34 protein-coding genes are annotated in these 20,551 nt (G+C 66.4%); 33 read left to right on the top strand and 1 reads right to left on the bottom strand.

The window, feature by feature from the left end; genetic code table 11:
• Window positions 1–41: 41 nt before the first annotated feature.
• The 33 genes from AC1RS9_RS07950 to truA all read left to right on the top strand — a co-directional run bounded on the left by AC1RS9_RS07950 (window position 42) and on the right by truA (window position 19,617).
• Window positions 42–1,310, top strand: coding sequence for an aspartate aminotransferase type Ic (locus tag AC1RS9_RS07950; RefSeq protein ID WP_074040625.1), 1,269 nt, complete (start codon window positions 42–44; stop codon window positions 1,308–1,310).
• 441 nt (window positions 1,311–1,751) lie between these two features.
• Window positions 1,752–2,060 carry a 30S ribosomal protein S10 gene (gene rpsJ, locus AC1RS9_RS07955; RefSeq protein WP_006946210.1) on the top strand — a complete coding sequence of 103 codons (309 nt, stop codon included), beginning with the start codon at window positions 1,752–1,754 and terminating at the stop codon, window positions 2,058–2,060.
• Between the two features lie 15 nt (window positions 2,061–2,075).
• The gene (rplC, locus tag AC1RS9_RS07960; protein ID WP_038567101.1) at window positions 2,076–2,732 is read left to right on the top strand and encodes a 50S ribosomal protein L3; all 657 of its coding nucleotides are present in this window, start codon (window positions 2,076–2,078) and stop codon (window positions 2,730–2,732) included.
• Window positions 2,733–2,734: 2 nt separating this feature from the next.
• On the top strand, window positions 2,735–3,379 hold the full coding sequence (gene rplD, locus AC1RS9_RS07965) for a 50S ribosomal protein L4 (protein ID WP_006946139.1): 645 nt from the start codon (window positions 2,735–2,737) through the stop codon (window positions 3,377–3,379).
• Window positions 3,376–3,675 (top strand): 50S ribosomal protein L23, encoded by a 300-nt coding sequence (rplW, locus tag AC1RS9_RS07970; protein ID WP_006946188.1) that lies wholly within the window; start codon window positions 3,376–3,378, stop codon window positions 3,673–3,675. Before rplD ends, rplW begins: the two co-directional genes overlap by 4 nt.
• A gap of 51 nt (window positions 3,676–3,726) precedes the next feature.
• On the top strand, window positions 3,727–4,563 hold the full coding sequence (gene rplB / locus AC1RS9_RS07975) for a 50S ribosomal protein L2 (RefSeq protein ID WP_006946059.1): 837 nt from the start codon (window positions 3,727–3,729) through the stop codon (window positions 4,561–4,563).
• A gap of 15 nt (window positions 4,564–4,578) precedes the next feature.
• Window positions 4,579–4,860, top strand: coding sequence for a 30S ribosomal protein S19 (rpsS, locus tag AC1RS9_RS07980; protein ID WP_006946113.1), 282 nt, complete (start codon window positions 4,579–4,581; stop codon window positions 4,858–4,860).
• Between the two features lie 46 nt (window positions 4,861–4,906).
• Complete coding sequence (rplV, locus tag AC1RS9_RS07985; RefSeq protein ID WP_006946292.1) at window positions 4,907–5,275, top strand: 50S ribosomal protein L22; 369 nt, start codon at window positions 4,907–4,909, stop codon at window positions 5,273–5,275.
• On the top strand, window positions 5,275–6,102 hold the full coding sequence (rpsC, locus tag AC1RS9_RS07990; protein ID WP_006946142.1) for a 30S ribosomal protein S3: 828 nt from the start codon (window positions 5,275–5,277) through the stop codon (window positions 6,100–6,102). The genes rplV and rpsC overlap by 1 nt, the downstream gene beginning before the upstream one ends.
• Entirely contained in the window at window positions 6,102–6,521 is a 420-nt protein-coding gene (rplP, locus tag AC1RS9_RS07995) for a 50S ribosomal protein L16 (RefSeq protein ID WP_006946267.1), read from the top strand. Before rpsC ends, rplP begins: the two co-directional genes overlap by 1 nt.
• Window positions 6,521–6,757 carry a 50S ribosomal protein L29 gene (gene rpmC, locus AC1RS9_RS08000; protein ID WP_006946167.1) on the top strand — a complete coding sequence of 79 codons (237 nt, stop codon included), beginning with the start codon at window positions 6,521–6,523 and terminating at the stop codon, window positions 6,755–6,757. Before rplP ends, rpmC begins: the two co-directional genes overlap by 1 nt.
• A gap of 2 nt (window positions 6,758–6,759) precedes the next feature.
• Entirely contained in the window at window positions 6,760–7,050 is a 291-nt protein-coding gene (gene rpsQ / locus AC1RS9_RS08005) for a 30S ribosomal protein S17 (protein ID WP_038567110.1), read from the top strand.
• 188 nt (window positions 7,051–7,238) lie between these two features.
• Complete coding sequence (gene rplN, locus AC1RS9_RS08010) at window positions 7,239–7,607, top strand: 50S ribosomal protein L14 (protein ID WP_006946197.1); 369 nt, start codon at window positions 7,239–7,241, stop codon at window positions 7,605–7,607.
• 3 nt (window positions 7,608–7,610) lie between these two features.
• Window positions 7,611–7,973: a 50S ribosomal protein L24 gene (rplX, locus tag AC1RS9_RS08015; RefSeq protein WP_006946282.1), complete on the top strand. Its 363-nt coding sequence runs from the start codon at window positions 7,611–7,613 to the stop codon at window positions 7,971–7,973.
• Window positions 7,973–8,536, top strand: a complete 564-nt coding sequence (rplE, locus tag AC1RS9_RS08020) for a 50S ribosomal protein L5 (RefSeq protein WP_006946222.1) — start codon at window positions 7,973–7,975, stop codon at window positions 8,534–8,536. Before rplX ends, rplE begins: the two co-directional genes overlap by 1 nt.
• 2 nt (window positions 8,537–8,538) lie before the next feature.
• Window positions 8,539–8,724, top strand: a complete 186-nt coding sequence (locus AC1RS9_RS08025; RefSeq protein WP_006946078.1) for a type Z 30S ribosomal protein S14 — start codon at window positions 8,539–8,541, stop codon at window positions 8,722–8,724.
• Between the two features lie 91 nt (window positions 8,725–8,815).
• Window positions 8,816–9,214: a 30S ribosomal protein S8 gene (gene rpsH, locus AC1RS9_RS08030; protein WP_006946236.1), complete on the top strand. Its 399-nt coding sequence runs from the start codon at window positions 8,816–8,818 to the stop codon at window positions 9,212–9,214.
• 23 nt (window positions 9,215–9,237) lie between these two features.
• Window positions 9,238–9,777: a 50S ribosomal protein L6 gene (gene rplF / locus AC1RS9_RS08035; RefSeq protein WP_006946061.1), complete on the top strand. Its 540-nt coding sequence runs from the start codon at window positions 9,238–9,240 to the stop codon at window positions 9,775–9,777.
• A gap of 3 nt (window positions 9,778–9,780) precedes the next feature.
• Complete coding sequence (gene rplR, locus AC1RS9_RS08040) at window positions 9,781–10,155, top strand: 50S ribosomal protein L18 (RefSeq protein ID WP_006946162.1); 375 nt, start codon at window positions 9,781–9,783, stop codon at window positions 10,153–10,155.
• Window positions 10,156–10,192: 37 nt separating this feature from the next.
• Window positions 10,193–10,840 (top strand): 30S ribosomal protein S5, encoded by a 648-nt coding sequence (rpsE, locus tag AC1RS9_RS08045; RefSeq protein WP_062258619.1) that lies wholly within the window; start codon window positions 10,193–10,195, stop codon window positions 10,838–10,840.
• Window positions 10,840–11,022, top strand: coding sequence for a 50S ribosomal protein L30 (gene rpmD, locus AC1RS9_RS08050; protein WP_038567114.1), 183 nt, complete (start codon window positions 10,840–10,842; stop codon window positions 11,020–11,022). The genes rpsE and rpmD overlap by 1 nt, the downstream gene beginning before the upstream one ends.
• 2 nt (window positions 11,023–11,024) lie before the next feature.
• On the top strand, window positions 11,025–11,489 hold the full coding sequence (gene rplO, locus AC1RS9_RS08055) for a 50S ribosomal protein L15 (RefSeq protein ID WP_006946289.1): 465 nt from the start codon (window positions 11,025–11,027) through the stop codon (window positions 11,487–11,489).
• Between the two features lie 197 nt (window positions 11,490–11,686).
• Window positions 11,687–13,000 (top strand): preprotein translocase subunit SecY, encoded by a 1,314-nt coding sequence (secY, locus tag AC1RS9_RS08060; RefSeq protein ID WP_144707953.1) that lies wholly within the window; start codon window positions 11,687–11,689, stop codon window positions 12,998–13,000.
• Entirely contained in the window at window positions 13,000–13,578 is a 579-nt protein-coding gene (locus AC1RS9_RS08065) for an adenylate kinase (protein WP_006946273.1), read from the top strand. Before secY ends, AC1RS9_RS08065 begins: the two co-directional genes overlap by 1 nt.
• Window positions 13,578–14,501 (top strand): type I methionyl aminopeptidase, encoded by a 924-nt coding sequence (locus tag AC1RS9_RS08070; protein WP_006946128.1) that lies wholly within the window; start codon window positions 13,578–13,580, stop codon window positions 14,499–14,501. Before AC1RS9_RS08065 ends, AC1RS9_RS08070 begins: the two co-directional genes overlap by 1 nt.
• Before the next feature lie 216 nt (window positions 14,502–14,717).
• Complete coding sequence (infA, locus tag AC1RS9_RS08075; protein ID WP_006946284.1) at window positions 14,718–14,939, top strand: translation initiation factor IF-1; 222 nt, start codon at window positions 14,718–14,720, stop codon at window positions 14,937–14,939.
• Window positions 14,940–15,027: 88 nt separating this feature from the next.
• On the top strand, window positions 15,028–15,141 hold the full coding sequence (gene rpmJ / locus AC1RS9_RS08080) for a 50S ribosomal protein L36 (RefSeq protein ID WP_006592630.1): 114 nt from the start codon (window positions 15,028–15,030) through the stop codon (window positions 15,139–15,141).
• 267 nt (window positions 15,142–15,408) lie between these two features.
• Window positions 15,409–15,783: a 30S ribosomal protein S13 gene (gene rpsM / locus AC1RS9_RS08085; protein ID WP_006946278.1), complete on the top strand. Its 375-nt coding sequence runs from the start codon at window positions 15,409–15,411 to the stop codon at window positions 15,781–15,783.
• 65 nt (window positions 15,784–15,848) lie between these two features.
• Window positions 15,849–16,256: a 30S ribosomal protein S11 gene (gene rpsK, locus AC1RS9_RS08090; protein WP_006946182.1), complete on the top strand. Its 408-nt coding sequence runs from the start codon at window positions 15,849–15,851 to the stop codon at window positions 16,254–16,256.
• Window positions 16,257–16,300: 44 nt separating this feature from the next.
• The gene (gene rpsD / locus AC1RS9_RS08095; protein ID WP_006946058.1) at window positions 16,301–16,909 is read left to right on the top strand and encodes a 30S ribosomal protein S4; all 609 of its coding nucleotides are present in this window, start codon (window positions 16,301–16,303) and stop codon (window positions 16,907–16,909) included.
• A 155-nt stretch (window positions 16,910–17,064) separates the two neighbouring features.
• Window positions 17,065–18,084: a DNA-directed RNA polymerase subunit alpha gene (locus AC1RS9_RS08100; protein WP_006946192.1), complete on the top strand. Its 1,020-nt coding sequence runs from the start codon at window positions 17,065–17,067 to the stop codon at window positions 18,082–18,084.
• A 78-nt stretch (window positions 18,085–18,162) separates the two neighbouring features.
• Window positions 18,163–18,678 carry a 50S ribosomal protein L17 gene (rplQ, locus tag AC1RS9_RS08105; RefSeq protein ID WP_006946084.1) on the top strand — a complete coding sequence of 172 codons (516 nt, stop codon included), beginning with the start codon at window positions 18,163–18,165 and terminating at the stop codon, window positions 18,676–18,678.
• Between the two features lie 90 nt (window positions 18,679–18,768).
• Window positions 18,769–19,617, top strand: a complete 849-nt coding sequence (truA, locus tag AC1RS9_RS08110) for a tRNA pseudouridine(38-40) synthase TruA (protein ID WP_473956958.1) — start codon at window positions 18,769–18,771, stop codon at window positions 19,615–19,617.
• 135 nt (window positions 19,618–19,752) lie between these two features.
• Here truA and AC1RS9_RS08115 read toward each other — a convergent pair whose 3' ends face one another.
• Window positions 19,753–20,322 carry a winged helix-turn-helix domain-containing protein gene (locus tag AC1RS9_RS08115; RefSeq protein WP_239304039.1) on the bottom strand — a complete coding sequence of 190 codons (570 nt, stop codon included), beginning with the start codon at window positions 20,320–20,322 and terminating at the stop codon, window positions 19,753–19,755.
• Between the last annotated feature and the right edge of the window lie 229 nt (window positions 20,323–20,551).

Here is a 20,551-nt window from a genome sequence, read left to right on the forward strand (position 1 = left end):
TGGAAGGATGAGAACGACTGTGAGCGACCGGAAGGAACCCGATGACCCTCGCCGACATGGCCGCCGATGACCTGGCGGGCCTGGTGACATCCCTGCGTGACGAGTACGAGCAGCTGAAGGGCAAGGGGCTGAAGCTCGATCTGACGCGCGGCAAGCCTTCGGCCGAGCAGCTCGACCTTGCGAACGCCTTGCTCACCCTCCCCTCGCAGACGACGGCCGACGGCGTCGACGTACGCAACTACGGCGGGCTCGCGGGCCTCCCTGAGATCCGCAGCATCTTCGCCGAACTGCTCGGTGTGGGGCTCGACCAGATCGTCGCGGGCAACAACTCGAGCCTCACGATGATGCACGACACCCTCGTGTACCACCTCCTGCGTGGCGGCCTCGACTCCCCGCGCCCCTGGGCACAGGAGGATAAGGTTCGCTTCCTGGCCCCTGTGCCCGGCTACGACCGCCACTTCGCGCTCCTGGAGTCGTTCGGCATCGAGATGATCACCGTCCCGATGAACGACGACGGCCCCGACGCCGAAGAGTGCGCCCGCCTCGTGGCGACCGACCCGAGCATCAAGGGCATGTGGGTCGTGCCCACCTACGCGAACCCGACGGGGGCCGTCTGCTCGCAGGAGGTCGCGGCCGCGCTCGCCGCGATGCCGACCGCAGCTCCCGACTTCCGCATCTTCTGGGACAACGCCTACGCCGTGCACCACCTCGACGGCGTGGAGGCCAAGACGGCGGACATCGTCAGCCTCGCGCAGGCGTCGGGTCACCCGAACCGCCCGATCATGTTCGCCTCGACGTCGAAGATCACCTTCGCCGGTGCCGGTGTCGCCTTCCTCGCGGGCTCGCGCGACACCGTGGCCTGGTACCTCGAGAACCTGGGCAACGGTTCCATCGGACCGGACAAGGTCAACCAGCTCGCCCACGCCGAGTTCTTCGGTGACGCAGCCGGGGTGCGCGCACACATGGCCAAGCACCGCGACATCATGGCGCCGAAGTTTGCCGCCGTCGGCGCAGCCCTCGCGGCTCGGCTCGGAAGCTACGACGTCGCGCGATGGAACACGCCGCACGGCGGCTACTTCGTCAACCTCGACGTCGTGCCCGGCACGGCCTCACGCGTCGTGGAACTCGCCAAGGAAGCCGGCATCGCGCTGACACCCGCCGGCTCGTCGTTCCCCTACGGCAAGGACCCGAAGGACGAGAACATCCGTCTCGCACCGTCGCTCCCTCCGCTCGACGAGGTACGCACGGCCATGGAGGGTGTCGCCCTCTGTGTGCTGCTCGCAGCGGCCGAGGCGAAGAACACAGCCTGAACACGACACACGACCGAACCACGGTCCCGTGCCGGGGTTCGAGAGGCCGGGCCCGCCCGGGGCGCACCGTGCTCGAACCGAGCGGTGCGCTCCGAGGTGGGCTCGGTCGGTGTGTGAGGGCAAGGTGCGGTGTGGCCATCGCCACGGCCGCCCCGATTTGGAGGCGGCGGGGGCGATCTGGCACTATAGACAAGTTGCTTGACGCGTGGTGAAGGTCCGTACCTGCACTGCCGCCTCTGAAACGCACTTGTTCGCACTTCCCTCACGAAGTGCACACGTTCTCATGGAACGGCGTGCGTCCAGGGAAGCGCAAGCACCGGCTGAAAAGCCTCCAGATCTTCCTGTCGGAAGATCGCGCCCCGAAGGGCACGCGACACGCCCGAGCGCGTGGGTGGGGGAGCCGGACACGAACATGATCGGCGAGAAGAGAGACTCACGCGAATGGCGGGACAGAAGATCCGCATCCGACTGAAGTCGTATGACCACGAGGTCATCGACAGCTCGGCGCGCAAGATTGTCGACACGGTGACCCGTGCAGGCGCAACGGTCGTTGGACCGGTGCCGCTGCCGACGGAGAAGAACGTCTTCTGCGTCATCCGGTCGCCGCACAAGTACAAGGACAGCCGCGAGCACTTCGAGATGCGTACGCACAAGCGCCTCATCGACATCGTTGACCCGACGCCGAAGGCGGTGGACTCGCTCATGCGACTCGACCTCCCGGCCGACGTCAACATCGAGATCAAGCTGTAAGCGAGGGTTTGACTCATGACTGCAACCACTGAGCGCCCCGTGAAGGGCCTCCTCGGCGAGAAGCTCGGCATGACCCAGGTCTGGGACGCCGACAACCGCCTCATCCCCGTCACCGTCGTCGCCGTCGGCCCGTGCGTCGTCACGCAGCTGCGCAGCGAAGGCGTCGACGGCTACAACGCGGTTCAGATCGGCTACGGCCAGATCGACCCGCGCAAGGTCACGAAGCCGCTGACCGGCCACTTCGAGAAGGCCGGCGTCACGCCGCGCCGCCACCTGGCCGAACTGCGCACCTCCGACGCCGGCGAGTACTCGCTCGGCCAGGAGCTGACGGCAGAGGCTTTCGAGGCCGGCCAGAAGGTCGACGTCGTCGGCCGCACCAAGGGCAAGGGTTTCGCCGGTGTCATGAAGCGTCACGGCTTCGCCGGTGTCTCGGCCTCGCACGGTGCGCACCGCAACCACCGCAAGCCGGGTTCGATCGGTGGCTGCGCCACCCCGGGTCGAGTCTTCAAGGGCATGCGCATGGCCGGTCGCATGGGTGGCGTTCGCCAGACGACCCAGAACCTCCAGATCCACGCCGTGGACGCTGAGAAGGGCCTGCTGCTCATCAAGGGTGCCGTTCCCGGCCCCGCGGGCGCTGTCGTTCTCGTGCGCACGGCCATCAAGGGAGCCTGAGCATGACTACCGTTGACATCCTGAGCCCCGAGGGCAAGACGTCCGGTTCTGTCGAACTGCCGGCCGACATCTTCGATGTCGCCACCAACGTCCCGCTGATCCACCAGGTCGTGGTGGCGCAGCTGGCCGCAGCTCGTCAGGGCACGCACAAGACCAAGACCCGCGGCGAGGTCCGTGGTGGTGGGCGCAAGCCGTACCGCCAGAAGGGCACCGGTCGCGCCCGTCAGGGTTCGACCCGCGCGCCGCAGTTCGCCGGCGGTGGCACCGTCCACGGCCCGCAGCCGCGCGACTACAGCCAGCGCACGCCCAAGAAGATGAAGGCCGCCGCCCTGCGCGGAGCCCTCTCGGACCGCGCCCGTTTCGAGCGCATCCACGTTCTCGAGTCCGTCGTCGCCGGTGAGGCGCCGTCGACGAAGGCTGCCGCGAAGTTCCTGGGCACGCTCTCGGACCGCAAGAACCTCCTCGTCGTCATCGACCGCATGGACTCGGTCTCCGAGCTCAGCGTTCGCAACCTGCCGAACGTCCACGTGCTTTGGAGCGATCAGCTCAACACGTACGACGTGCTGTGCGCCGACGACATCGCGTTCACGAAGGCTGCGTTCGACGCATTCGTCGCCGGCGGCCAGAAGTCGGAGGACACCAAGTGAGCACCCTGAACAAGGACCCCCGCGACGTCATCATCCAGCCCGTCGTCTCGGAGAAGTCCTACGCACTCCTCGACGAGGGCAAGTACACGTTCATCGTGGACCCGCGTGCGAACAAGACGGAGATCAAGATCGCCATCGAGCAGATCTTCGACGTCAAGGTCGCATCGGTGCACACGCTGAACCGCAAGGGCAAGACGCGCCGTACGCGTTTCGGCATGGGCAAGCGCAAGGACACCAAGCGCGCCATCGTCTCGCTCACGGAAGGCAACATCGACATCTTCGGTCAGGCCTCCTGACCCTCGATGACGATCGCCGAATCAATCCAAGACTGAGGACGACTTAGACCCATGGCTATTCGCAAGTACAAGCCCACGACCCCCGGTCGTCGTGGCTCGAGTGTGGCCGACTTCGTCGAGATCACTCGCTCCACGCCCGAGAAGTCGCTGGTGCGCCCCCTGACCAAGACCGGTGGCCGCAACGCCTCCGGCCGTATCACGACCCGTCACATCGGTGGTGGCCACAAGCGCGCCTACCGTGTGATCGACTTCCGCCGCGCGGACAAGGACGGCATCCCGGCCAAGGTCGCTCACATCGAGTACGACCCCAACCGCACCGCCCGCATCGCGCTGCTGCACTACGCCGACGGCGAGAAGCGCTACATCATCGCGCCGAACAAGCTGAAGCAGGGCGACCGCATCGAGAACGGTCCCGAGGCCGACATCAAGCCCGGCAACAACCTGCCGATGCGTAACATCCCCGTCGGTACCGTCATCCACTGTGTCGAGCTGCGCCCCGGTGGCGGCGCGAAGATCGCCCGTTCCGCGGGTGTTCGCGTCCAGCTCGTCGCGAAGGACGGCCCCTACGCCCAGCTGCGCATGCCCTCCGGTGAGATCCGCAACGTCGACGTCCGCTGCCGCGCGACGATCGGTGAGGTGGGCAACGCCGAGCAGAGCAACATCAACTGGGGCAAGGCCGGCCGCATGCGCTGGAAGGGCAAGCGCCCGACCGTCCGTGGTGTCGCGATGAACCCGGTGGACCACCCGCACGGTGGTGGTGAGGGCAAGACCTCCGGTGGTCGTAACCCGGTGAGCCCGTGGGGCCAGAAGGAAGGCCGCACCCGCCGCCCGAACAAGGACAGCGACAAGCTCATCGTGCGTCGCCGTCGTACTGGCAAGAAGCGCTGATAGGAGCCTTTCGAAATGCCTCGTAGCCTCAAGAAGGGCCCCTTCGTCGACGAGCACCTCGCGAAGAAGGTCGATGCCCAGAACGAAGCCGGCACGCAGAGCGTCATCAAGACGTGGTCGCGCCGCTCGATGATCACCCCGGACATGCTCGGCCACACCCTGGCCGTCCACGACGGTCGCAAGCACGTTCCGGTCTTCGTGACCGAGAGCATGGTCGGCCACAAGTTGGGTGAGTTCGCTCCCACTCGTACCTTCAAGGGTCACGAGAAGGACGACAAGAAGGGTCGCCGTCGCTGACGCGGCGGGGTAACCCAACATGACGAACGAAAGTAAAGGGACAGCGATGGAAGCCAAGGCGCAGGCGCGGCACGTCCGCGTGACGCCGATGAAGGCCCGCCGCGTCGTGGACATGATCCGTGGCAAGCAGGCCGCTGACGCGATCGCTCTGCTGCAGTTTGCTCCGCAGACTGCCAGCGAGCCCGTTCTCAAGACGCTCAACAGCGCCATTGCGAACGCGCGTTTCACGGCGGACAAGAACTCCGCACCCTTCGACGAGAACGCACTGGTCGTCACGACCGCGTTCGTCGACGAAGGTCCGACCATGAAGCGATTCCGCCCGCGTGCCCAGGGCCGCGCGAGCCGCATCCTCAAGCGCACGAGCCACATCACCATCGTTGTGGGCGAGCGCGACTCGAAGGGAGGTAACCGCTGATGGGTCAGAAGATCAACCCGAACGGTTTCCGCCTCGGCATCACGACCGAGCACAAGAGCCGCTGGTTCGCGGACTCGACCAAGCCGGGCCAGCGCTACAGCGACTACGTCAAGGAAGACGTCGCGATCCGCAAGCTCCTGTCCGAGGGCATGGAGCGCGCCGGTATCGCACGCGTCGACATCGAGCGCACGCGTGACCGTGTTCGCGTCGACATCCACACGGCGCGTCCGGGCATCGTCATCGGCCGCCGCGGCGCCGAGGCCGACCGCCTCCGCTCGCGCCTGGAGAAGCTCACGGGCAAGCAGGTTCAGCTGAACATCCTCGAGGTCAAGAACCCCGAGGCCGACGCTCAGCTCGTCGCGCAGGGCATCGCCGAGCAGCTCTCGGCGCGCGTGTCCTTCCGTCGTGCGATGCGCAAGGGCATCATGTCCGCGCAGCGCGCCGGCGCCAAGGGCATCCGTGTCCAGTGCTCCGGTCGTCTCGGCGGCGCCGAGATGTCGCGCTCGGAGTTCTACCGCGAAGGTCGTGTGCCGCTGCACACGCTGCGCGCCAACATCGACTACGGCTTCTACGAGGCTCGTACGACGTTCGGCCGCATCGGTGTCAAGGTCTGGATCTACAAGGGCGACCTGACGGCCAAGGAGCTCGCTCGTGAGCAGGCCGCCGCCCCGCAGCGTCCGGCCCGGGGCCGCCGCAACGACGGCCCGCGCGGCGACCGTGGTGAGCGCGGGCGCGGTCGTGGCCAGCGCGCCGAGCAGACCGCTGTCACCAGCGAGACGACGACCGAGGTCACCGAGCCCGCCAAGACTGAGGGAGGCGAAGCCTGATGCTCATTCCCCGTCGAGTGAAGCACCGCAAGCAGCACCACCCGAAGCGCAGCGGCACCGCCAAGGGCGGCACGCAGGTCACGTTCGGTGACTACGGCATCCAGGCTCTCGAGCCGGCTTACGTCACGAACCGTCAGATCGAGTCCGCTCGTATCGCGATGACCCGCTACATGAAGCGTGGCGGAAAGGTGTGGATCAACATCTACCCGGACCGTCCGCTGACGAAGAAGCCCGCCGAGACCCGCATGGGTTCCGGTAAGGGTTCGCCGGAGTGGTGGGTCGCCAACGTCAAGCCGGGCCGCGTCATGTTCGAGGTCAACGGTGTGTCCGAAGAGGTTGCGCGCGAGGCCATGCGTCTCGCGATGCACAAGCTGCCGATGAAGTGCCGCTTCGTCGCGCGTGAAGGTGGTGACATCTGATGGCCAAGGGTTCGGAAGACCTGCAGCCGAAGGCACTGCGCGAGATGACGGACGAGGTGCTGACGCAGAAGCTCGCAGAGGCGAAGAAGGAACTCTTCAACCTGCGCTTCCAGTCGGCCACCGGCCAGCTCGAGAGCTCGGCCCGTCTGCGTTCCGTTCGCACGGACATCGCGCGCATCTACACGGAGATGCGTGAGCGCGAGCTCAACATCGGCCGTGATGAGAAGGTTGGCTGACCATGACTGACAAGCAGGAGACCGCTGTGACCGAGCAGGCAGAGCGCAACTACCGCAAGACGCGTCAGGGTTACGTCGTCAGCGACAAGATGGACAAGACCGTCGTCGTCGAGGTCGAGGACCGCGTCAAGCATGCCCTGTACGGCAAGGTCATGCGCCGCAGCAGCAAGGTGAAGGCCCACGACGAGAACAACAGCGCCGGCATCGGCGACCGCGTTCTCATCATGGAGACCCGCCCGCTCTCGGCAACGAAGCGTTGGCGCGTCGTCGAGATCCTCGAGCGCGCCAAGTAAGCCGCGAGGCACGCGCGTAGCCGGGAAGTCCACGCCCGTCATCGGTGGGGCGGCGATCTCGTCGTCGCCCCACCGGCGCGGGGGACTCTCCCGGTTTTCGCGTGCGCCGATCGGTGTGAGACCATTAAACGTTCCGCAAGGCTCGCTCAGATCGGGCGAGAACCAGTGAGACGACAGGAGTAGAAACTGTGATTCAGCAGGAGTCGCGACTTCGTGTCGCCGACAACACCGGTGCCAAGGAGATCCTGTGCATCCGCGTGCTCGGCGGTTCTGGCCGCCGGTACGCCGGCATCGGTGACACCATCGTGGCCACCGTCAAGGACGCCATCCCCGGTGGCAATGTCAAGAAGGGTGACGTCGTCAAGGCCGTCATCGTTCGCACCAAGAAGGAGCGCCGTCGTGCAGACGGCTCCTACATCCGCTTCGACGAGAACGCGGCAGTCATCCTCAAGGGTGACGGCGACCCGCGTGGTACGCGCATCTTCGGCCCCGTCGGCCGTGAACTGCGCGACAAGAAGTTCATGAAGATCATTTCGCTTGCCCCGGAGGTGCTCTGAACCATGGTGGCCAAGATGAAGATCAAGAAGAACGACCTCGTCCAGGTCATCAGCGGCCGTTCCGAGAAGAATGGCGGCGACAAGGGCAAGCAGGGCAAGGTCATCGCCGTGTTCCCGGAGACGCAGCGTGTCCTCGTCGAGGGCATCAACCGCGTCACGAAGCACGTCAAGGCCGGTCAGCCCGGTGCGGGCACCGGCGGCCTCACGGTCGTCGAGGCGCCGATCCACGTCTCGAACGTGGCCCTCGTCGACCCGGAGACGAACAAGCCCACCCGTGTGCGCACCCGCGTCGAGCAGGTCGAGCGCGACGGCAAGACCAAGACCGTGCGTACCCGCGTGTCCGTGCGTTCCGGTAAGGACCTGTGATGTCTGAGACCACGAAGACCACCCCGCGTCTGAAGACGCGCTACCAGGACGAGATCAAGGGCCAGCTGCAGGGCGAGTTCAACTTCGCCAACGCGATGCAGGTTCCGGGTGTCGTCAAGGTCGTCGTCAACATGGGTGTCGGCGACGCCGCGAAGGACAGCAAGCTGATTGAGGGCGCCATCCGCGACCTCGAGGCCATCACCGGCCAGAAGCCGGCTGTCACCAAGGCACGCAAGTCGATCGCCCAGTTCAAGCTGCGTGAGGGCATGCCGATCGGCGCGCACGTCACGCTGCGCGGCGACCGCATGTGGGAGTTCCTCGACCGCCTCGTTTCGGTTGCGCTGCCGCGTATCCGCGACTTCCGCGGCCTGTCGCCGAAGCAGTTCGACGGCAACGGCAACTACACGTTCGGTCTGAACGAGCAGTCGATGTTCCACGAGATCGACCAGGACAAGATCGACCGCGTCCGCGGCATGGACATCACCGTTGTGACGACCGCCGCGAACGACGACGAAGGCCGCGCCCTGCTGCGCGCCCTCGGATTCCCGTTCAAGGAGAAGTGACGATGGCGAAGACCGCACTGATCAACAAGGCGAACGCCAAGCCGAAGTTCAAGGTTCGTGGCTACACGCGCTGCCAGCGCTGCGGCCGCCCGCACTCGGTCTACCGCAAGTTCGGCCTGTGCCGCATCTGCTTGCGCGAGATGGCACACGCCGGCGAACTGCCGGGCGTGACCAAGTCCAGCTGGTAAGAACCCACCACTTTCATTAGTTCGTTCTACACCGTAGGTCGACCCAACACACGCGGGTTGAAACCCCGGTGAGGAAGGGCGGAGAAGCCCAATGACCATGACCGACCCGATCGCGGACATGTTGACGCGAGTCCGGAACGCCAACTCGGCGCACCACGACTCGACGTCCATGCCGTTCTCGAAGCTGAAGTCCCACATCGCTGAGATTCTTGAACGCGAGGGTTACATCGCCGGCTGGACCGTCGAAGAAGCCCGCGTCGGCCAGACGCTCACGATCAACCTGAAGTACGGCCCGAACCGTGAGCGCTCCATCGCCGGAGTGCGCCGCGTCTCGAAGCCCGGCCTTCGCGTCTACGCCAAGTCCACCAACCTCCCCAAGGTTCTCGGTGGCCTCGGCATTGCCATTCTTTCCACGTCCTCCGGTCTGCTCACCGACAAGCAGGCGGCGGCCAAGGGTGTTGGCGGGGAAGTCCTCGCCTACGTCTGGTAATCAGGAATTAGGAGGAGAAACAGATGTCACGTATTGGACGTCTCCCGGTTCCTGTCCCGTCCGGTGTCGAGGTGACCATCGACGGCCAGGACGTCACGGTTAAGGGCCCCAAGGGCAGCCTTGACCTGACGGTTCCCGCGCCGATCACCGTCGCCAAGGGCGAGGACGGATCCGTCGAGGTGACGCGACCCAACGACGAGCGCGACGCGCGCGCCCGTCACGGACTGACGCGGAGCCTGATCAACAACATGGTCGTCGGTGTCACCGACGGCTACACCAAGAAGCTCGAGATCCACGGCACGGGTTACCGCGTGACGGCGAAGGGCAGCGACCTCGAGTTCGCGCTCGGCTACTCGCACCCGATCCTCGTGAAGGCCCCCGAGGGCATCACGTTCGTCGTCGAGAACCCGACCCGCTTCTCGGTCTCCGGTATCGACAAGCAGCTCGTCGGTGAGGTCTCGGCCAACATCCGCAAGCTGCGCAAGCCCGACCCGTACAAGGCGAAGGGTGTCCGCTACGAAGGCGAGCACATCCGCCGCAAGGTCGGAAAGGCTGGTAAGTAAGCCATGGCAAAGATCGTCAAGCGTTCGACGAGCAAGTCCGCAGCTCGCGGCCGTCGTCACCTGCGCCTGCGCAAGAAGGTCACGGGGACCGCGGTTCGCCCGCGCCTGGTCGTCTCGCGTTCCAGCCGTCACGTCTTCGTCCAGGTCGTCGACGACACGGTCGGCAAGACCGTCGCGTCCGCGTCCACCATGGAAGCCGACCTGCGCACGTTCGAGGGTGACAAGTCCGCCAAGGCCCGCAAGGTCGGCGAACTCGTGGCCGAGCGTGCCAAGGCCCAGGGCATCGAGGCAGTCGTGTTCGACCGTGGCGGCAACCGCTACGCCGGCCGCGTCGCCGCGATCGCCGACGGCGCCCGCGAAGGTGGCCTGAGCCTGTGATGACCAACCAGAACAACGCCGAGAAGAGGAATGTCTGATGGCTGGACCCCAGCGTCGAGGCGCCGGTACCGCCCAGACGGGCGGCGAGCGCGACAACAACCAGCGTGACAACCGCCGCGATGGCGGTCGTCGTGACGGCGGCCGCGGCCGCGGCCGCGAGGAAGAGCGCAACCAGTACGTCGAGAACGTCGTCACCATCAACCGTGTCGCCAAGGTCGTCAAGGGTGGTCGTCGCTTCAGCTTCACCGCCCTCGTCGTCGTCGGTGACGGTGACGGCACCGTCGGTGTCGGCTACGGCAAGGCCAAGGAAGTTCCCGCAGCCATCGCCAAGGGTGTCGAGGAGGCGAAGAAGAACTTCTTCCGCGTCCCCCGCATCCAGGGCACGATCCCGCACCCCGTTCAGGGTGAGGCTGCGGCGGGCGTCGTCCTGCTGAAGCCGGCATCGCCCGGTACCGGTGTCATCGCCGGTGGTCCGGTGCGCGCCGTCCTCGAGTGCGCGGGCATCCACGACGTGCTGTCGAAGTCTCTGGGCTCCGACAACTCGATCAACATCGTCCACGCGACGGTCGCGGCCCTCCAGGGTCTCGAGCGTCCGGAGGCCGTGGCCGCTCGCCGTGGCCTGCCGATCGACGACGTCGTCCCCGCTGCGATGCAGCACGCGATGGCCGAGAAGGCAGGTGCGTGATGGCTCAGCTCAAGGTGACCCAGATCCGTTCCGAGATCGGTGGCAAGCCGCAGCACCGTGAGACCCTGCGTTCGCTGGGCCTCAAGCGCATCGGCCACACGGTCGTCAAGGAGGACCGCCCCGAGTTTCGGGGCATGGTCCGCGCGGTCGCGCACCTCGTGACCGTCGAGGAGGTTGACTGAAAATGCCTGACACCAAGGCCAACGGGTCGGCCCTGAAGATCCACAACCTGCGTCCCGCCCCGGGTGCCAAGACCGCGAAGACCCGTGTGGGTCGCGGTGAGGGCTCCAAGGGCAAGACCGCGGGTCGTGGTACCAAGGGTACGAAGGCTCGCTACCAGGTTCCCGCTCGCTTCGAGGGTGGTCAGACGCCGCTGCACATGCGTCTGCCCAAGCTCCGCGGCTTCAAGAACCCGTTCAAGGTCGAGTACCAGGTCGTGAACCTGGACAAGATCTCCACCTTGTTCCCCGAGGGCGGCGACGTCGACGTCGCGGCGCTCGTGGAGAAGGGTGCCGTCCGCAAGGGCCAGCCCGTCAAGGTGCTCGGCACTGGCGACATCACCGTCAAGGTGAACGTCACGGCGCAGAAGTTCTCGGCCACGGCCAAGGACAAGATCGAGGCCGCAGGCGGTTCCGTCACCGCTGAGTGACGCGTCTGAGACAGGACCCCGCCGGGGTGCCACGATGTGGTGCTCCCGGCGGGGTTCTTTCGTCGTCGGGGCGCGGGGGAGGGTATCGTCTATTCGTTGACGGTGGTCGCCCGCGTCGGGTGCGACGCCGTCGTCGGGGCCACCCGGCAAGCCCTTTACGTATTCAGCCGTGACGCGTCACGGCTCAGGAGGTTTTTGTGCTGACCAGTTTTGGACGCGCCTTCCGGACGCCCGAACTGCGCAACAAGATCCTGTTCACGCTGGCCATCATGGCGTTGTTCCGGCTCGGTTCGCACATTCCGACGCCGGGGATCAGCTTCGATCTCGTGGCCAAGTGTCAGGCCGCGGCCGGTGGTTCGAACAGCCTCCTCGGGCTCGCGAACCTGTTCTCGGGTGGCGCGCTGCTCCAGCTGTCGATCTTCGCGCTCGGCATCATGCCCTACATCACCGCGTCGATCATCATCCAGTTGTTGACGGTCGTCATCCCGCGTTTCGAGACCCTCAAGAAGGAGGGCCAGAGCGGGCAGGCGAAGATGACGCAGTACACCCGCTATCTCGCGATCGCGCTAGCGCTCCTGCAGAGTTCGACGCTCATCACCGCCGCTCGCAGCCCGTGGACGATTCTCGGTGGTAGCCCGACCACGTGTTCGACGATCATGACGGACGACTCGATCCCGACCGTCCTGCTCATGATCCTGACCCTGACGGCCGGCACCGGCCTCATCATGTGGCTCGGTGAGCAGGTGACGGAACGGGGTATCGGCAACGGTATGTCGCTGCTCATCCTGACCGCCGTCGCCGCTCGCGTGCCCCAGAGTCTGTGGGCGATCCACAACCAGGGCTGGGGGCGTTTCATCGCCGTCGTCATCATGTGCTTGGCCGTGACGACCGCCGTCGTGTTCGTGGAGAACAGCCAGCGACGCATCCCCGTCCAATACGCGAAGCGCATGGTCGGACGTCGATCCTACGGCGGGACGACGACGTACATCCCGCTGAAGGTCAACATGGCGAACGTCATCCCGATCATCTTCGCGACATCGTTGCTCTCCCTGCCCGTCATGGTTTCGCAGTTCACGGCGAACAAGACGAATCCGCCCGAGTGGGCGCAGTGGATCAACACCTACCTGGCGCGCGGCGACCACCCCGTATACATGGCGATCTACACGGTCATGATCCTGTTCTTCACGTTCTTCTACGTGTCGATCACCTACCAGCCCGACGAGGTGGCGGACAACCTCAAGCAGGCCGGAAGCTTCATTCCGGGCGTTCGCGCCGGCTCCGCGACGGCCAAGTACCTCAACTACGTCCTGACGCGCATCACCACCGTCGGCGCCATCTACATCGCGTTCCTCGCGCTGCTACCCCTGATCGCGCTGGCGCTCTTCGACGCGAACCAGAACGTTCCGTTCGGTGGCGCGTCCATCCTCATCCTCGTCGGCGTGGGTCTGGAGACCGTCAAGCAGGTCGACTCCAAGCTGCAACAGCACAACTACGAAGGGTTCTTGCGGTAATGCGACTCATCATTCTCGGACCCCCCGGGGCAGGCAAGGGAACGCAGGCGGAGCGTCTGGCCGAAAGTCGGGGCATCCCGCACATCTCGACCGGCGATATCTTCCGCACCAACATCAAGAACGAGACCGAGCTGGGTCTCAAGGTCAAGGACATCTTGGCCTCCGGCGGTTACGTCACGGACGAGATCACGAACGAGATCGTCAAGAACCGTCTCGACGAGGCGGACGCCGCGAACGGCTTCCTGCTCGACGGATACCCGCGCACCGCGGGCCAGGTCGTCGCGCTCGAGGAGATGCTCGCGGCGAAGGGCCAGGCCCTCGACGCGGCCCTGGAACTCACCGTCGATGGCGAGGAGCTCGTGCAGCGCCTGCTCAAGCGCGCCGAGACGTCGGGCCGTGCGGACGACACCGAAGAGGTCATCCGCGAGCGTCAGGAGCTCTACGTGCGCGAGACGGCGCCGCTGGCCGCCGCCTACACCGAGCGTGGCCTCCTCGTCCAGGTCGACGGCATGGGTTCGATCGATGAGGTCGAGGCGCGCATCAACGCCGCCCTCGACGAGGTGGCGGCGAAGAACTGATGTTCGGACGCACCCGACTGGATTTCAAGTCGAGTGACGACATCCGCGCGATGCGCCGGGCCGGTCTCGTGACCGGCTCGGCGCTTCGCGCGTCGGCACTCGGAACGCGCGCGGGCATGACGACGAAGGACGTCGACGCCATCGCCCACGCCCACATGCTCGAACGCGGTGCGACGCCGTCGTTCCTCGGGTACCACGGCTTTCCTGCCACGTTGTGCATCTCGGTCAACGACGAGGTGGTCCATGGCATCCCGGGGGAGCGTGTGCTCCACGACGGTGATGTCGTGTCGCTCGACTGCGGTGCGATCGTCGACGGGTGGCACGGCGATTCGGCGCTGACGTTCGTCGTCGGGGCCGACGAGTCGTCGCCGGTGGGCGCGACCCGCGTGGCGGCGCGGCATGCGGGTGAGGGGGCGCAGTTCGGCGTCGAGGATGTCGTCGCGACAGGCGAGGGGGATCCCGTTGCAGCGCTCGTGCTCAGCACCGAGCTGTCGATGTGGCACGGCATCACCTCGGTGATCCCAGGCCACCGACTCAATGACGTCGGCACGTCGGTCGAGGACTGCCTGCGCATTCACCTCGGCGCGCTGGCTGACTTCGAGATCGTGGACGGGTACACGGGGCACGGCATCGGGCGCGAGCTGCACCAGGAGCCGACGGTCTACAACGAAGAGGTGCCAGAGCGGCTGCCCAAGGTGAAGCCCGGTCTCGTCGTCGCCGTTGAGCCGATGGTCACACTCGGCACGTACGAGACGCACGAGCTCGCCGACGGTTGGACCGTCAAGACCGACGACGGCTCCCTCGCCGCGCACTTCGAGCACACCGTGGCGGTGACGGAGCGGGGCCTGTGGGTGCTGACGGCGCAGGACGGCGGACGTTCGCGTCTCGAGCCGCTCGGGTTGTACGGCGGCCTCGACGACTGAGGGCCCACGTGGACGCGGCGCCGTCGAGGTCGCCGTCGCTCGAGCCCCTCTCATCGGACTGGAGGTGGGTCGACGCGATTTGGGGAAGCCGTGCGCGTCTCGTAGACTGAGGGACGGTCTGTCGTGGTAGGTGACGCCCAGCGTCACGCGGTGCGACGGGCCGGCCAACAGATTCCGCCCATCCGGGGCGGTTTCGTGAAGCGAAATGCGGAGGCTATGGCCAAGAAGGACGGTGTCATCGAGATCGAGGGCACGATCGTCGAGGCTCTCCCGAACGCGATGTTCCGGGTCGAGCTCACGAACGGTCACAAGGTTCTCGCTCACATCTCGGGCAAGATGCGTCAGCACTACATCCGGATCCTCCCCGAGGACCGGGTCGTCGTCGAGCTCTCGCCCTATGACCTGACCCGCGGCCGTATCGTCTTCCGTTACCGCTGATTCAACCCAGTTCTCGCTCCCCGCGCTGCGTCCGCATGGTCGCAGCGTGTCGGTGTGTCGAGAGCGCGATCGACAAGACAGCAGGCAGATGAAGGTTCAGCCGAGCGTCAAGAAGATCTGTGACAAGTGCAAGGTGATTCGCCGCAACGGCCGAGTCATGGTGATCTGCGAGAACCTGCGCCACAAGCAGCGCCAGGGCTGATCCACCGAGCACCAGCTCACAGCGTCTTCACCAGGACGCAACACATGAAAACTGCAGCACCCGGCCCCACTGGGCTCTGACGAGGATCCGACAGGATGAATCGTCGAGATCTCTCAGAGCGATCTGATCCAGAGACACGCCAGTGGACGTCACCCTCGGCGCGGAGGCCGAGGACCCGCGAGTCCCACCGCTCATCACGAGCATCGAGGCTCACGCCATAGCGGGAACGGTGCTGCCCCAGACCTCCGCTCATGATCAGGAGAACACATGGCACGTCTCATCGGTGTCGACCTGCCGCGCGAGAAGCGCGTCGAGGTCGGCCTCACCTACATCTTCGGCGTCGGGCGTACCCGTGCCCAGGAGACGCTGGCCGCGACCGGCGTCAACCCGGACACGCGCGTCCGCGACCTCACCGAGGAAGAACTCGTCAAGCTGCGTGACCACCTCGAGGCAAGCTTCCGCCTCGAAGGTGACCTGCGCCGTGAGATCGCCGCCGACATCCGCCGCAAGGTGGAGATCGGAAGCTACGAGGGTCTGCGCCACCGCCGTGGCCTGCCCGTGCACGGTCAGCGCACCAAGACGAACGCTCGTACCCGCAAGGGCCCGAAGCGCACCGTGGCCGGCAAGAAGAAGGCCAAGTGAGTCGAGCAGCTTCGGCTGATCACGACTACTTCCTCAACTGAGCGTCGAAACAGGAGATTCGAACTATGCCTCCCAAGAGCCGTATGGCCGCGGGCGCCAAGAAGGTGCGCCGCAAGGAGAAGAAGAACGTTGCTGCGGGCCAGGCCCACATCAAGAGCACGTTCAACAACACCATCGTTTCCATCACGGACCCCACCGGCGCCGTGATCTCGTGGGCGTCCGCCGGCCAGGTCGGCTTCAAGGGCTCCCGCAAGTCGACCCCCTACGCAGCGCAGATGGCCGCCGAGGCCGCTGCGCGTCGTGCCATGGACCACGGCATGCGCAAGGTCGACGTCTTCGTCAAGGGCCCGGGTTCCGGTCGTGAGACCGCCATCCGCTCGCTCACCGCGACCGGCCTCGAGGTCGGCGCGATCAGCGATGTCACGCCCACGCCGCACAACGGCGTCCGCCCGCCCAAGCGTCGCCGCGTCTGATCACCCAGACACCGCGAACGAAGACGAACTAGGAGACACCCCACATGGCCCGTTACACCGGCCCGATCACCAAGAAGTCGCGTCGACTCAAGACCGACCTCGTCGGTGGTGACAAGAACTTCGAGATGCGCCCCTTCCCGCCCGGCCAGCACGGCCGCGGTCGAATCCAGGAGAAGGAGTACCTCCACCAGCTGCAGGAGAAGCAGAAGGCCCGCTTCACCTACGGCGTCATGGAGAAGCAGTTCGTCCGGTACTACAAGGAGGCGGCGCGCCGCCCCGGCAAGACCGGTGAGAACCTGCTCATCATCCTCGAGTCCCGCCTCGACAACGTCATCTACCGCGCCGGCCTCGCCCGCACGCGTCGCGCTGCTCGCCAGCTCGTCACGCACGGTCACTTCGAGGTCAACGGCGTGCGCGTCGACGTCCCGTCCTACCGCGTCGAGCAGTACGACATCATCACGGTCCGTGAGAAGTCGCGCGAGGCGTTCCCGATCCAGCTCGCTCGCGAGACGTTCGGCGAGCGTCCCGTTCCGGCGTGGCTGCACGTCGTCCCGGGCACGCTGCAGGTGCTGATCCACCAGCTCCCGACGCGCGAGCAGATCGACAGCCAGCTCACCGAGCAGCTCATCGTCGAGCTCTACTCGAAGAACTGATCCGAGCTTCGCATCGGAAGGTGGCGCTTCGCGCCGCGTGAGGCGCCACCTTCCACCTGCCGGTCCGAGAGACAGAGCTCGCACCGGCGCAGGACTCGATTCCTGCTCGTTCACCCGGCGTCAAATAGTGGTCGCCGTAGGAAAGGACAACGAGAGTGCTCATCGCACAGCGCCCCACGCTCTCCGAGGACGTGGTTTCCGAGAGCCGTTCGCGGTTCGTCATCGAGCCCCTGGAGCCGGGTTTCGGCTACACGCTCGGCAACTCGCTCCGCCGCACCCTGCTCTCGAGCATCCCGGGTGCCGCCGTCACCAGCATCCGCATCGACGGCGTCCAGCACGAGTTCTCGACGATCCCCGGCGTCAAGGAAGACGTCACCGAGGTCATCCTCAACATCAAGGGTCTGGTCGTCTCCTCGGAGCACGACGAGCCCGTCGTGATGTACCTGCGCAAGCAGGGCGCGGGTGTCGTCACCGCTGCTGACATCGCGCCCCCGGCCGGTGTCGAGGTGCACAACCCCGACCTCGAGATCGCGACGCTGAACGACAAGGGCAGCATCGAGATGGAGCTGACGGTCGAGCGCGGCCGCGGCTACGTCTCGGCGGCGCTGAACAAGTCGGCGGAGCAGGAGATCGGCCGCATCCCGGTCGACTCCATCTACTCGCCGGTGCTGGCCGTGACCTACAAGGTCGAGGCCACGCGTGTCGAGCAGCGCACCGACTTCGACAAGCTCATCGTCGACGTCGAGACGAAGAACTCGATGGCCCCGCGTGACGCCATGGCTTCGGCCGGCTCCACGCTCGTCGAGCTGTTCGGTCTCGCGCGCGAGCTCAACGTCGAGGCCGAGGGCATCGACATGGGTCCGTCCCCGACCGACGCAGCGCTCGCCGAGGACCTCGCTCTGCCGATCGAGGACCTCGACCTCACCGTCCGCTCCTACAACTGCCTCAAGCGCGAGGGCATCCACACCGTGGGTGAACTCGTGTCCCGCAGCGAGGCCGACCTGCTCGACATTCGCAACTTCGGTTCGAAGTCGATCCACGAGGTCGCCGACAAGCTGCGCGACATGGGCCTTCAGCTGAAGGACAGCCCGCCCGGGTTCGACGCCAGCGTCATCGCCGACCGCTACGACGAGGACGCCGACGGCGCGGACCTCGCCGAGGACGAGCAGTACTGAGCAGCTTTTCGGTACAGCGGTGAGCCTGCTCGCTGAGTTGAGCATTCTCGCAGCTGACCGGTAGACCAAGGAGAAAACATGCCTACCCCCACGAAGGGCGCCCGCGTCGGCGGCAGCCCGTCGCACGAGCGGCTGATCATGGCCAACATGGCCACTCAGCTGTTCACCCACGACCGCGTCACGACGACGGAGGCGAAGGCCAAGCGCCTGCGTCCGTACGCCGAGCGCCTCATCTCGTTCGGCAAGCGCGGCGACCTCGCCTCGCGTCGACGCGTGATGCGCAAGATCTCGGACAAGTCGGCCGTGCACCGTCTCTTCACGGAGATCGCACCCGACATGGCCGAGCGTCCCGGCGGCTACACGCGCATCACCAAGATCGCGCCGCGCAAGGGCGACAACGCCCCCATGGTCGTCATCGAACTGGTTCGCGAGGCCTACTCCGCGAAGCAGTCGACGGTCAAGGAGGCCGAGGCCGCCACGCAGCGCGCGGTCAAGGAAGACGCTGCGGCCGCTCCGGCAGCGGACGTCACGCCCGAGACCCCTGCCGCGACGGAGACGTCCGGCGGTGCCTCGAAGGCTGACGGCGACGCCTGATCGACCTGTCACGCACGATGCCCGCTTCCTCCTCGGGGGAGGCGGGCATCGTCGCGTCCGGGCTCGAGTTCGCGGGATAGGTTGGGCGGCATGCGTTTCAGGATCGACTTCGCCTACGACGGCACCGACTTCTCGGGGTGGGCCCGCCAGCCCGGACGTCGCACTGTCGAGGAAGAACTGACGGGTGCGCTCACGCGCGTCCTGCGCCGCGAGGACGTCCGGCTGACGGTGGCCGGGCGCACCGACGCCGGCGTCCACGCGCGCGGTGGGGTGTGCCACGGCGACATCGACGCCGACGCGTGGGCTGCGCTGCCGGGGCGAAGCGAGCGTGCGCCCGCGCAGGCGCTCGTCACGCGCCTCAACGGCGTCCTGGCGGGGGACGTCGTCGTCAAGGCCGCCAGTGAGCAGCCCGCGAGTTTCGATGCTCGCTTCTCGGCGCTGAAGCGCCGCTACAGCTATCGCCTGCTCGACGATGCGGCGCGCCTCGACCCGCTTCGCCGGCGCGACACCGTCGTCGTCAAGCGAACCCTGGACGTCGACGCGATGAACGCCGCGTCGGCCCTGCTCATCGGGTTGCACGACTTCGCGGCCTACTGCAAGCCCCGCGAGGGTGCGACGACGATCCGCACGCTGCTCGACTACGCGTGGACGCGCGAGGCGGACGGCGTGCTAACCGCGCGGTTGGAGGCCGACGCGTTCTGCCACTCGATGGTGCGGGCCCTCATCGGCGGCGTCGTGCCCGTGGGGGAGGGGCGTCGCCCGATCGACTGGCCCGCGCAGGTGCTGACGGCGGGGCGACGCGACCCGGGCGTCGTCGTGATGCCGCCGCACGGGCTGTGCCTCGAGGAGGTCAGCTACCCGAGCCCCGATCAGTTCGCGGCGCGCGATGCGGCGTCGCGCGTCATGCGTTCGGCGGCTGACCTCGATGGGGCAACCTGACCGCGTCGCGACCGCTGGCTCGACGTCAGCGCGGCGAATACGAGCGGAGTGGCCGGACGCGAGTGTCAGGACGCGTGGATTCGGCCCGTTCGCTCGCATTCATCGGCCGGTCATGGAGCTCGCCTGGGCCAGTGCTCACGTGACGTTCGGCAACGGCAGCGGGACGACGGTGACGGCGACCCGTCGCGCACCCGGGGTGCCGGCGCCGGCTCGGCGATACCGCGCAAGAAGCGCCTCCATCTCGGAGCGCAGAGCGCTCATCTGCTCCTCGCTCACGAGGACGGGGGAGTCGAATGCGCGGCACTCGTCCTGCCACACGTAGGGCCAGGCGTCCTGCTCGTCGACCCAGGCGTGGGCGCGCTCACTGACGTGCGTGATGAAGTCGTGCTCGAGCCAGCGCGCGTCGTCGGCGTCGGCGTCGTCGAGGAACTCGAGGGCATCGCTGGGATTCGCGTCATCGGTGTCGTCCGATTCGTCGACGAGAGCCCAGACGCGCGTCTTCGCGTTGCCGAGCCCGGTGTCCTCGACGAGGCCTGCGCTCTCGAGCACGCGCACGTGGTAGCTCGTCGCCCCGGTGTGCGTGCCGAGGGCTCGGGCCAGTTCGGCAGACGTCGAACCGCCGTGCAGACGCAGGTGGGCGAGGATGCGCGAACGCATCGGATGGGCGATGACGCGGTAGGGGTCGCTGCCCGCGGCCGTGTTCATGGCCCGAGGCTACCGGAGTCGACAGCGCGACGACGGAGGCGTCCATTTTGCACAATTGTTGTGCGATCGACCCGGAGTGCGTCGATCGACGGGTGTGGCGATCCGTGAAAGACATTGCGGCGCAAGGGGATACGTCATGACTGCACGATTTCGACCGGGTGTGCATCTGCCGTAGACTGGATGACTGTTGCTTCGTCGCAGCTGGTCGCATGCGGGCTGTCGCCCGGGC

It is taken from the genome of Dermacoccus sp. MPR-E5 (genome assembly GCF_058809565.1).

Bases quoted from the DNA above. Each gene is read 5' to 3' on its own strand.
- AC1RS9_RS07950 (WP_074040625.1), top strand. From the start codon at position 42: ATGACCCTCGCCGACATGGCCGCCGATGACCTGGCGGGCCTGGTGACA.
- rpsJ (WP_006946210.1), top strand. From the start codon at position 1,752: ATGGCGGGACAGAAGATCCGCATCCGACTGAAGTCGTATGACCACGAG.
- rplC (WP_038567101.1), top strand. From the start codon at position 2,076: ATGACTGCAACCACTGAGCGCCCCGTGAAGGGCCTCCTCGGCGAGAAG.
- rplD (WP_006946139.1), top strand. From the start codon at position 2,735: ATGACTACCGTTGACATCCTGAGCCCCGAGGGCAAGACGTCCGGTTCT.
- rplB (WP_006946059.1), top strand. From the start codon at position 3,727: ATGGCTATTCGCAAGTACAAGCCCACGACCCCCGGTCGTCGTGGCTCG.
- rpsS (WP_006946113.1), top strand. From the start codon at position 4,579: ATGCCTCGTAGCCTCAAGAAGGGCCCCTTCGTCGACGAGCACCTCGCG.
- rplV (WP_006946292.1), top strand. From the start codon at position 4,907: ATGGAAGCCAAGGCGCAGGCGCGGCACGTCCGCGTGACGCCGATGAAG.
- rpsC (WP_006946142.1), top strand. From the start codon at position 5,275: ATGGGTCAGAAGATCAACCCGAACGGTTTCCGCCTCGGCATCACGACC.
- rplP (WP_006946267.1), top strand. From the start codon at position 6,102: ATGCTCATTCCCCGTCGAGTGAAGCACCGCAAGCAGCACCACCCGAAG.
- rpmC (WP_006946167.1), top strand. From the start codon at position 6,521: ATGGCCAAGGGTTCGGAAGACCTGCAGCCGAAGGCACTGCGCGAGATG.
- rpsQ (WP_038567110.1), top strand. From the start codon at position 6,760: ATGACTGACAAGCAGGAGACCGCTGTGACCGAGCAGGCAGAGCGCAAC.
- rplX (WP_006946282.1), top strand. From the start codon at position 7,611: ATGGTGGCCAAGATGAAGATCAAGAAGAACGACCTCGTCCAGGTCATC.
- rplE (WP_006946222.1), top strand. From the start codon at position 7,973: ATGTCTGAGACCACGAAGACCACCCCGCGTCTGAAGACGCGCTACCAG.
- AC1RS9_RS08025 (WP_006946078.1), top strand. From the start codon at position 8,539: ATGGCGAAGACCGCACTGATCAACAAGGCGAACGCCAAGCCGAAGTTC.
- rpsH (WP_006946236.1), top strand. From the start codon at position 8,816: ATGACCATGACCGACCCGATCGCGGACATGTTGACGCGAGTCCGGAAC.
- rplF (WP_006946061.1), top strand. From the start codon at position 9,238: ATGTCACGTATTGGACGTCTCCCGGTTCCTGTCCCGTCCGGTGTCGAG.
- rplR (WP_006946162.1), top strand. From the start codon at position 9,781: ATGGCAAAGATCGTCAAGCGTTCGACGAGCAAGTCCGCAGCTCGCGGC.
- rpsE (WP_062258619.1), top strand. From the start codon at position 10,193: ATGGCTGGACCCCAGCGTCGAGGCGCCGGTACCGCCCAGACGGGCGGC.
- rpmD (WP_038567114.1), top strand. From the start codon at position 10,840: ATGGCTCAGCTCAAGGTGACCCAGATCCGTTCCGAGATCGGTGGCAAG.
- rplO (WP_006946289.1), top strand. From the start codon at position 11,025: ATGCCTGACACCAAGGCCAACGGGTCGGCCCTGAAGATCCACAACCTG.
- AC1RS9_RS08065 (WP_006946273.1), top strand. From the start codon at position 13,000: ATGCGACTCATCATTCTCGGACCCCCCGGGGCAGGCAAGGGAACGCAG.
- AC1RS9_RS08070 (WP_006946128.1), top strand. From the start codon at position 13,578: ATGTTCGGACGCACCCGACTGGATTTCAAGTCGAGTGACGACATCCGC.
- infA (WP_006946284.1), top strand. From the start codon at position 14,718: ATGGCCAAGAAGGACGGTGTCATCGAGATCGAGGGCACGATCGTCGAG.
- rpmJ (WP_006592630.1), top strand. From the start codon at position 15,028: ATGAAGGTTCAGCCGAGCGTCAAGAAGATCTGTGACAAGTGCAAGGTG.
- rpsM (WP_006946278.1), top strand. From the start codon at position 15,409: ATGGCACGTCTCATCGGTGTCGACCTGCCGCGCGAGAAGCGCGTCGAG.
- rpsK (WP_006946182.1), top strand. From the start codon at position 15,849: ATGCCTCCCAAGAGCCGTATGGCCGCGGGCGCCAAGAAGGTGCGCCGC.
- rpsD (WP_006946058.1), top strand. From the start codon at position 16,301: ATGGCCCGTTACACCGGCCCGATCACCAAGAAGTCGCGTCGACTCAAG.
- rplQ (WP_006946084.1), top strand. From the start codon at position 18,163: ATGCCTACCCCCACGAAGGGCGCCCGCGTCGGCGGCAGCCCGTCGCAC.
- truA (WP_473956958.1), top strand. From the start codon at position 18,769: ATGCGTTTCAGGATCGACTTCGCCTACGACGGCACCGACTTCTCGGGG.
- AC1RS9_RS08115 (WP_239304039.1), bottom strand. From the start codon at position 20,322: ATGAACACGGCCGCGGGCAGCGACCCCTACCGCGTCATCGCCCATCCG.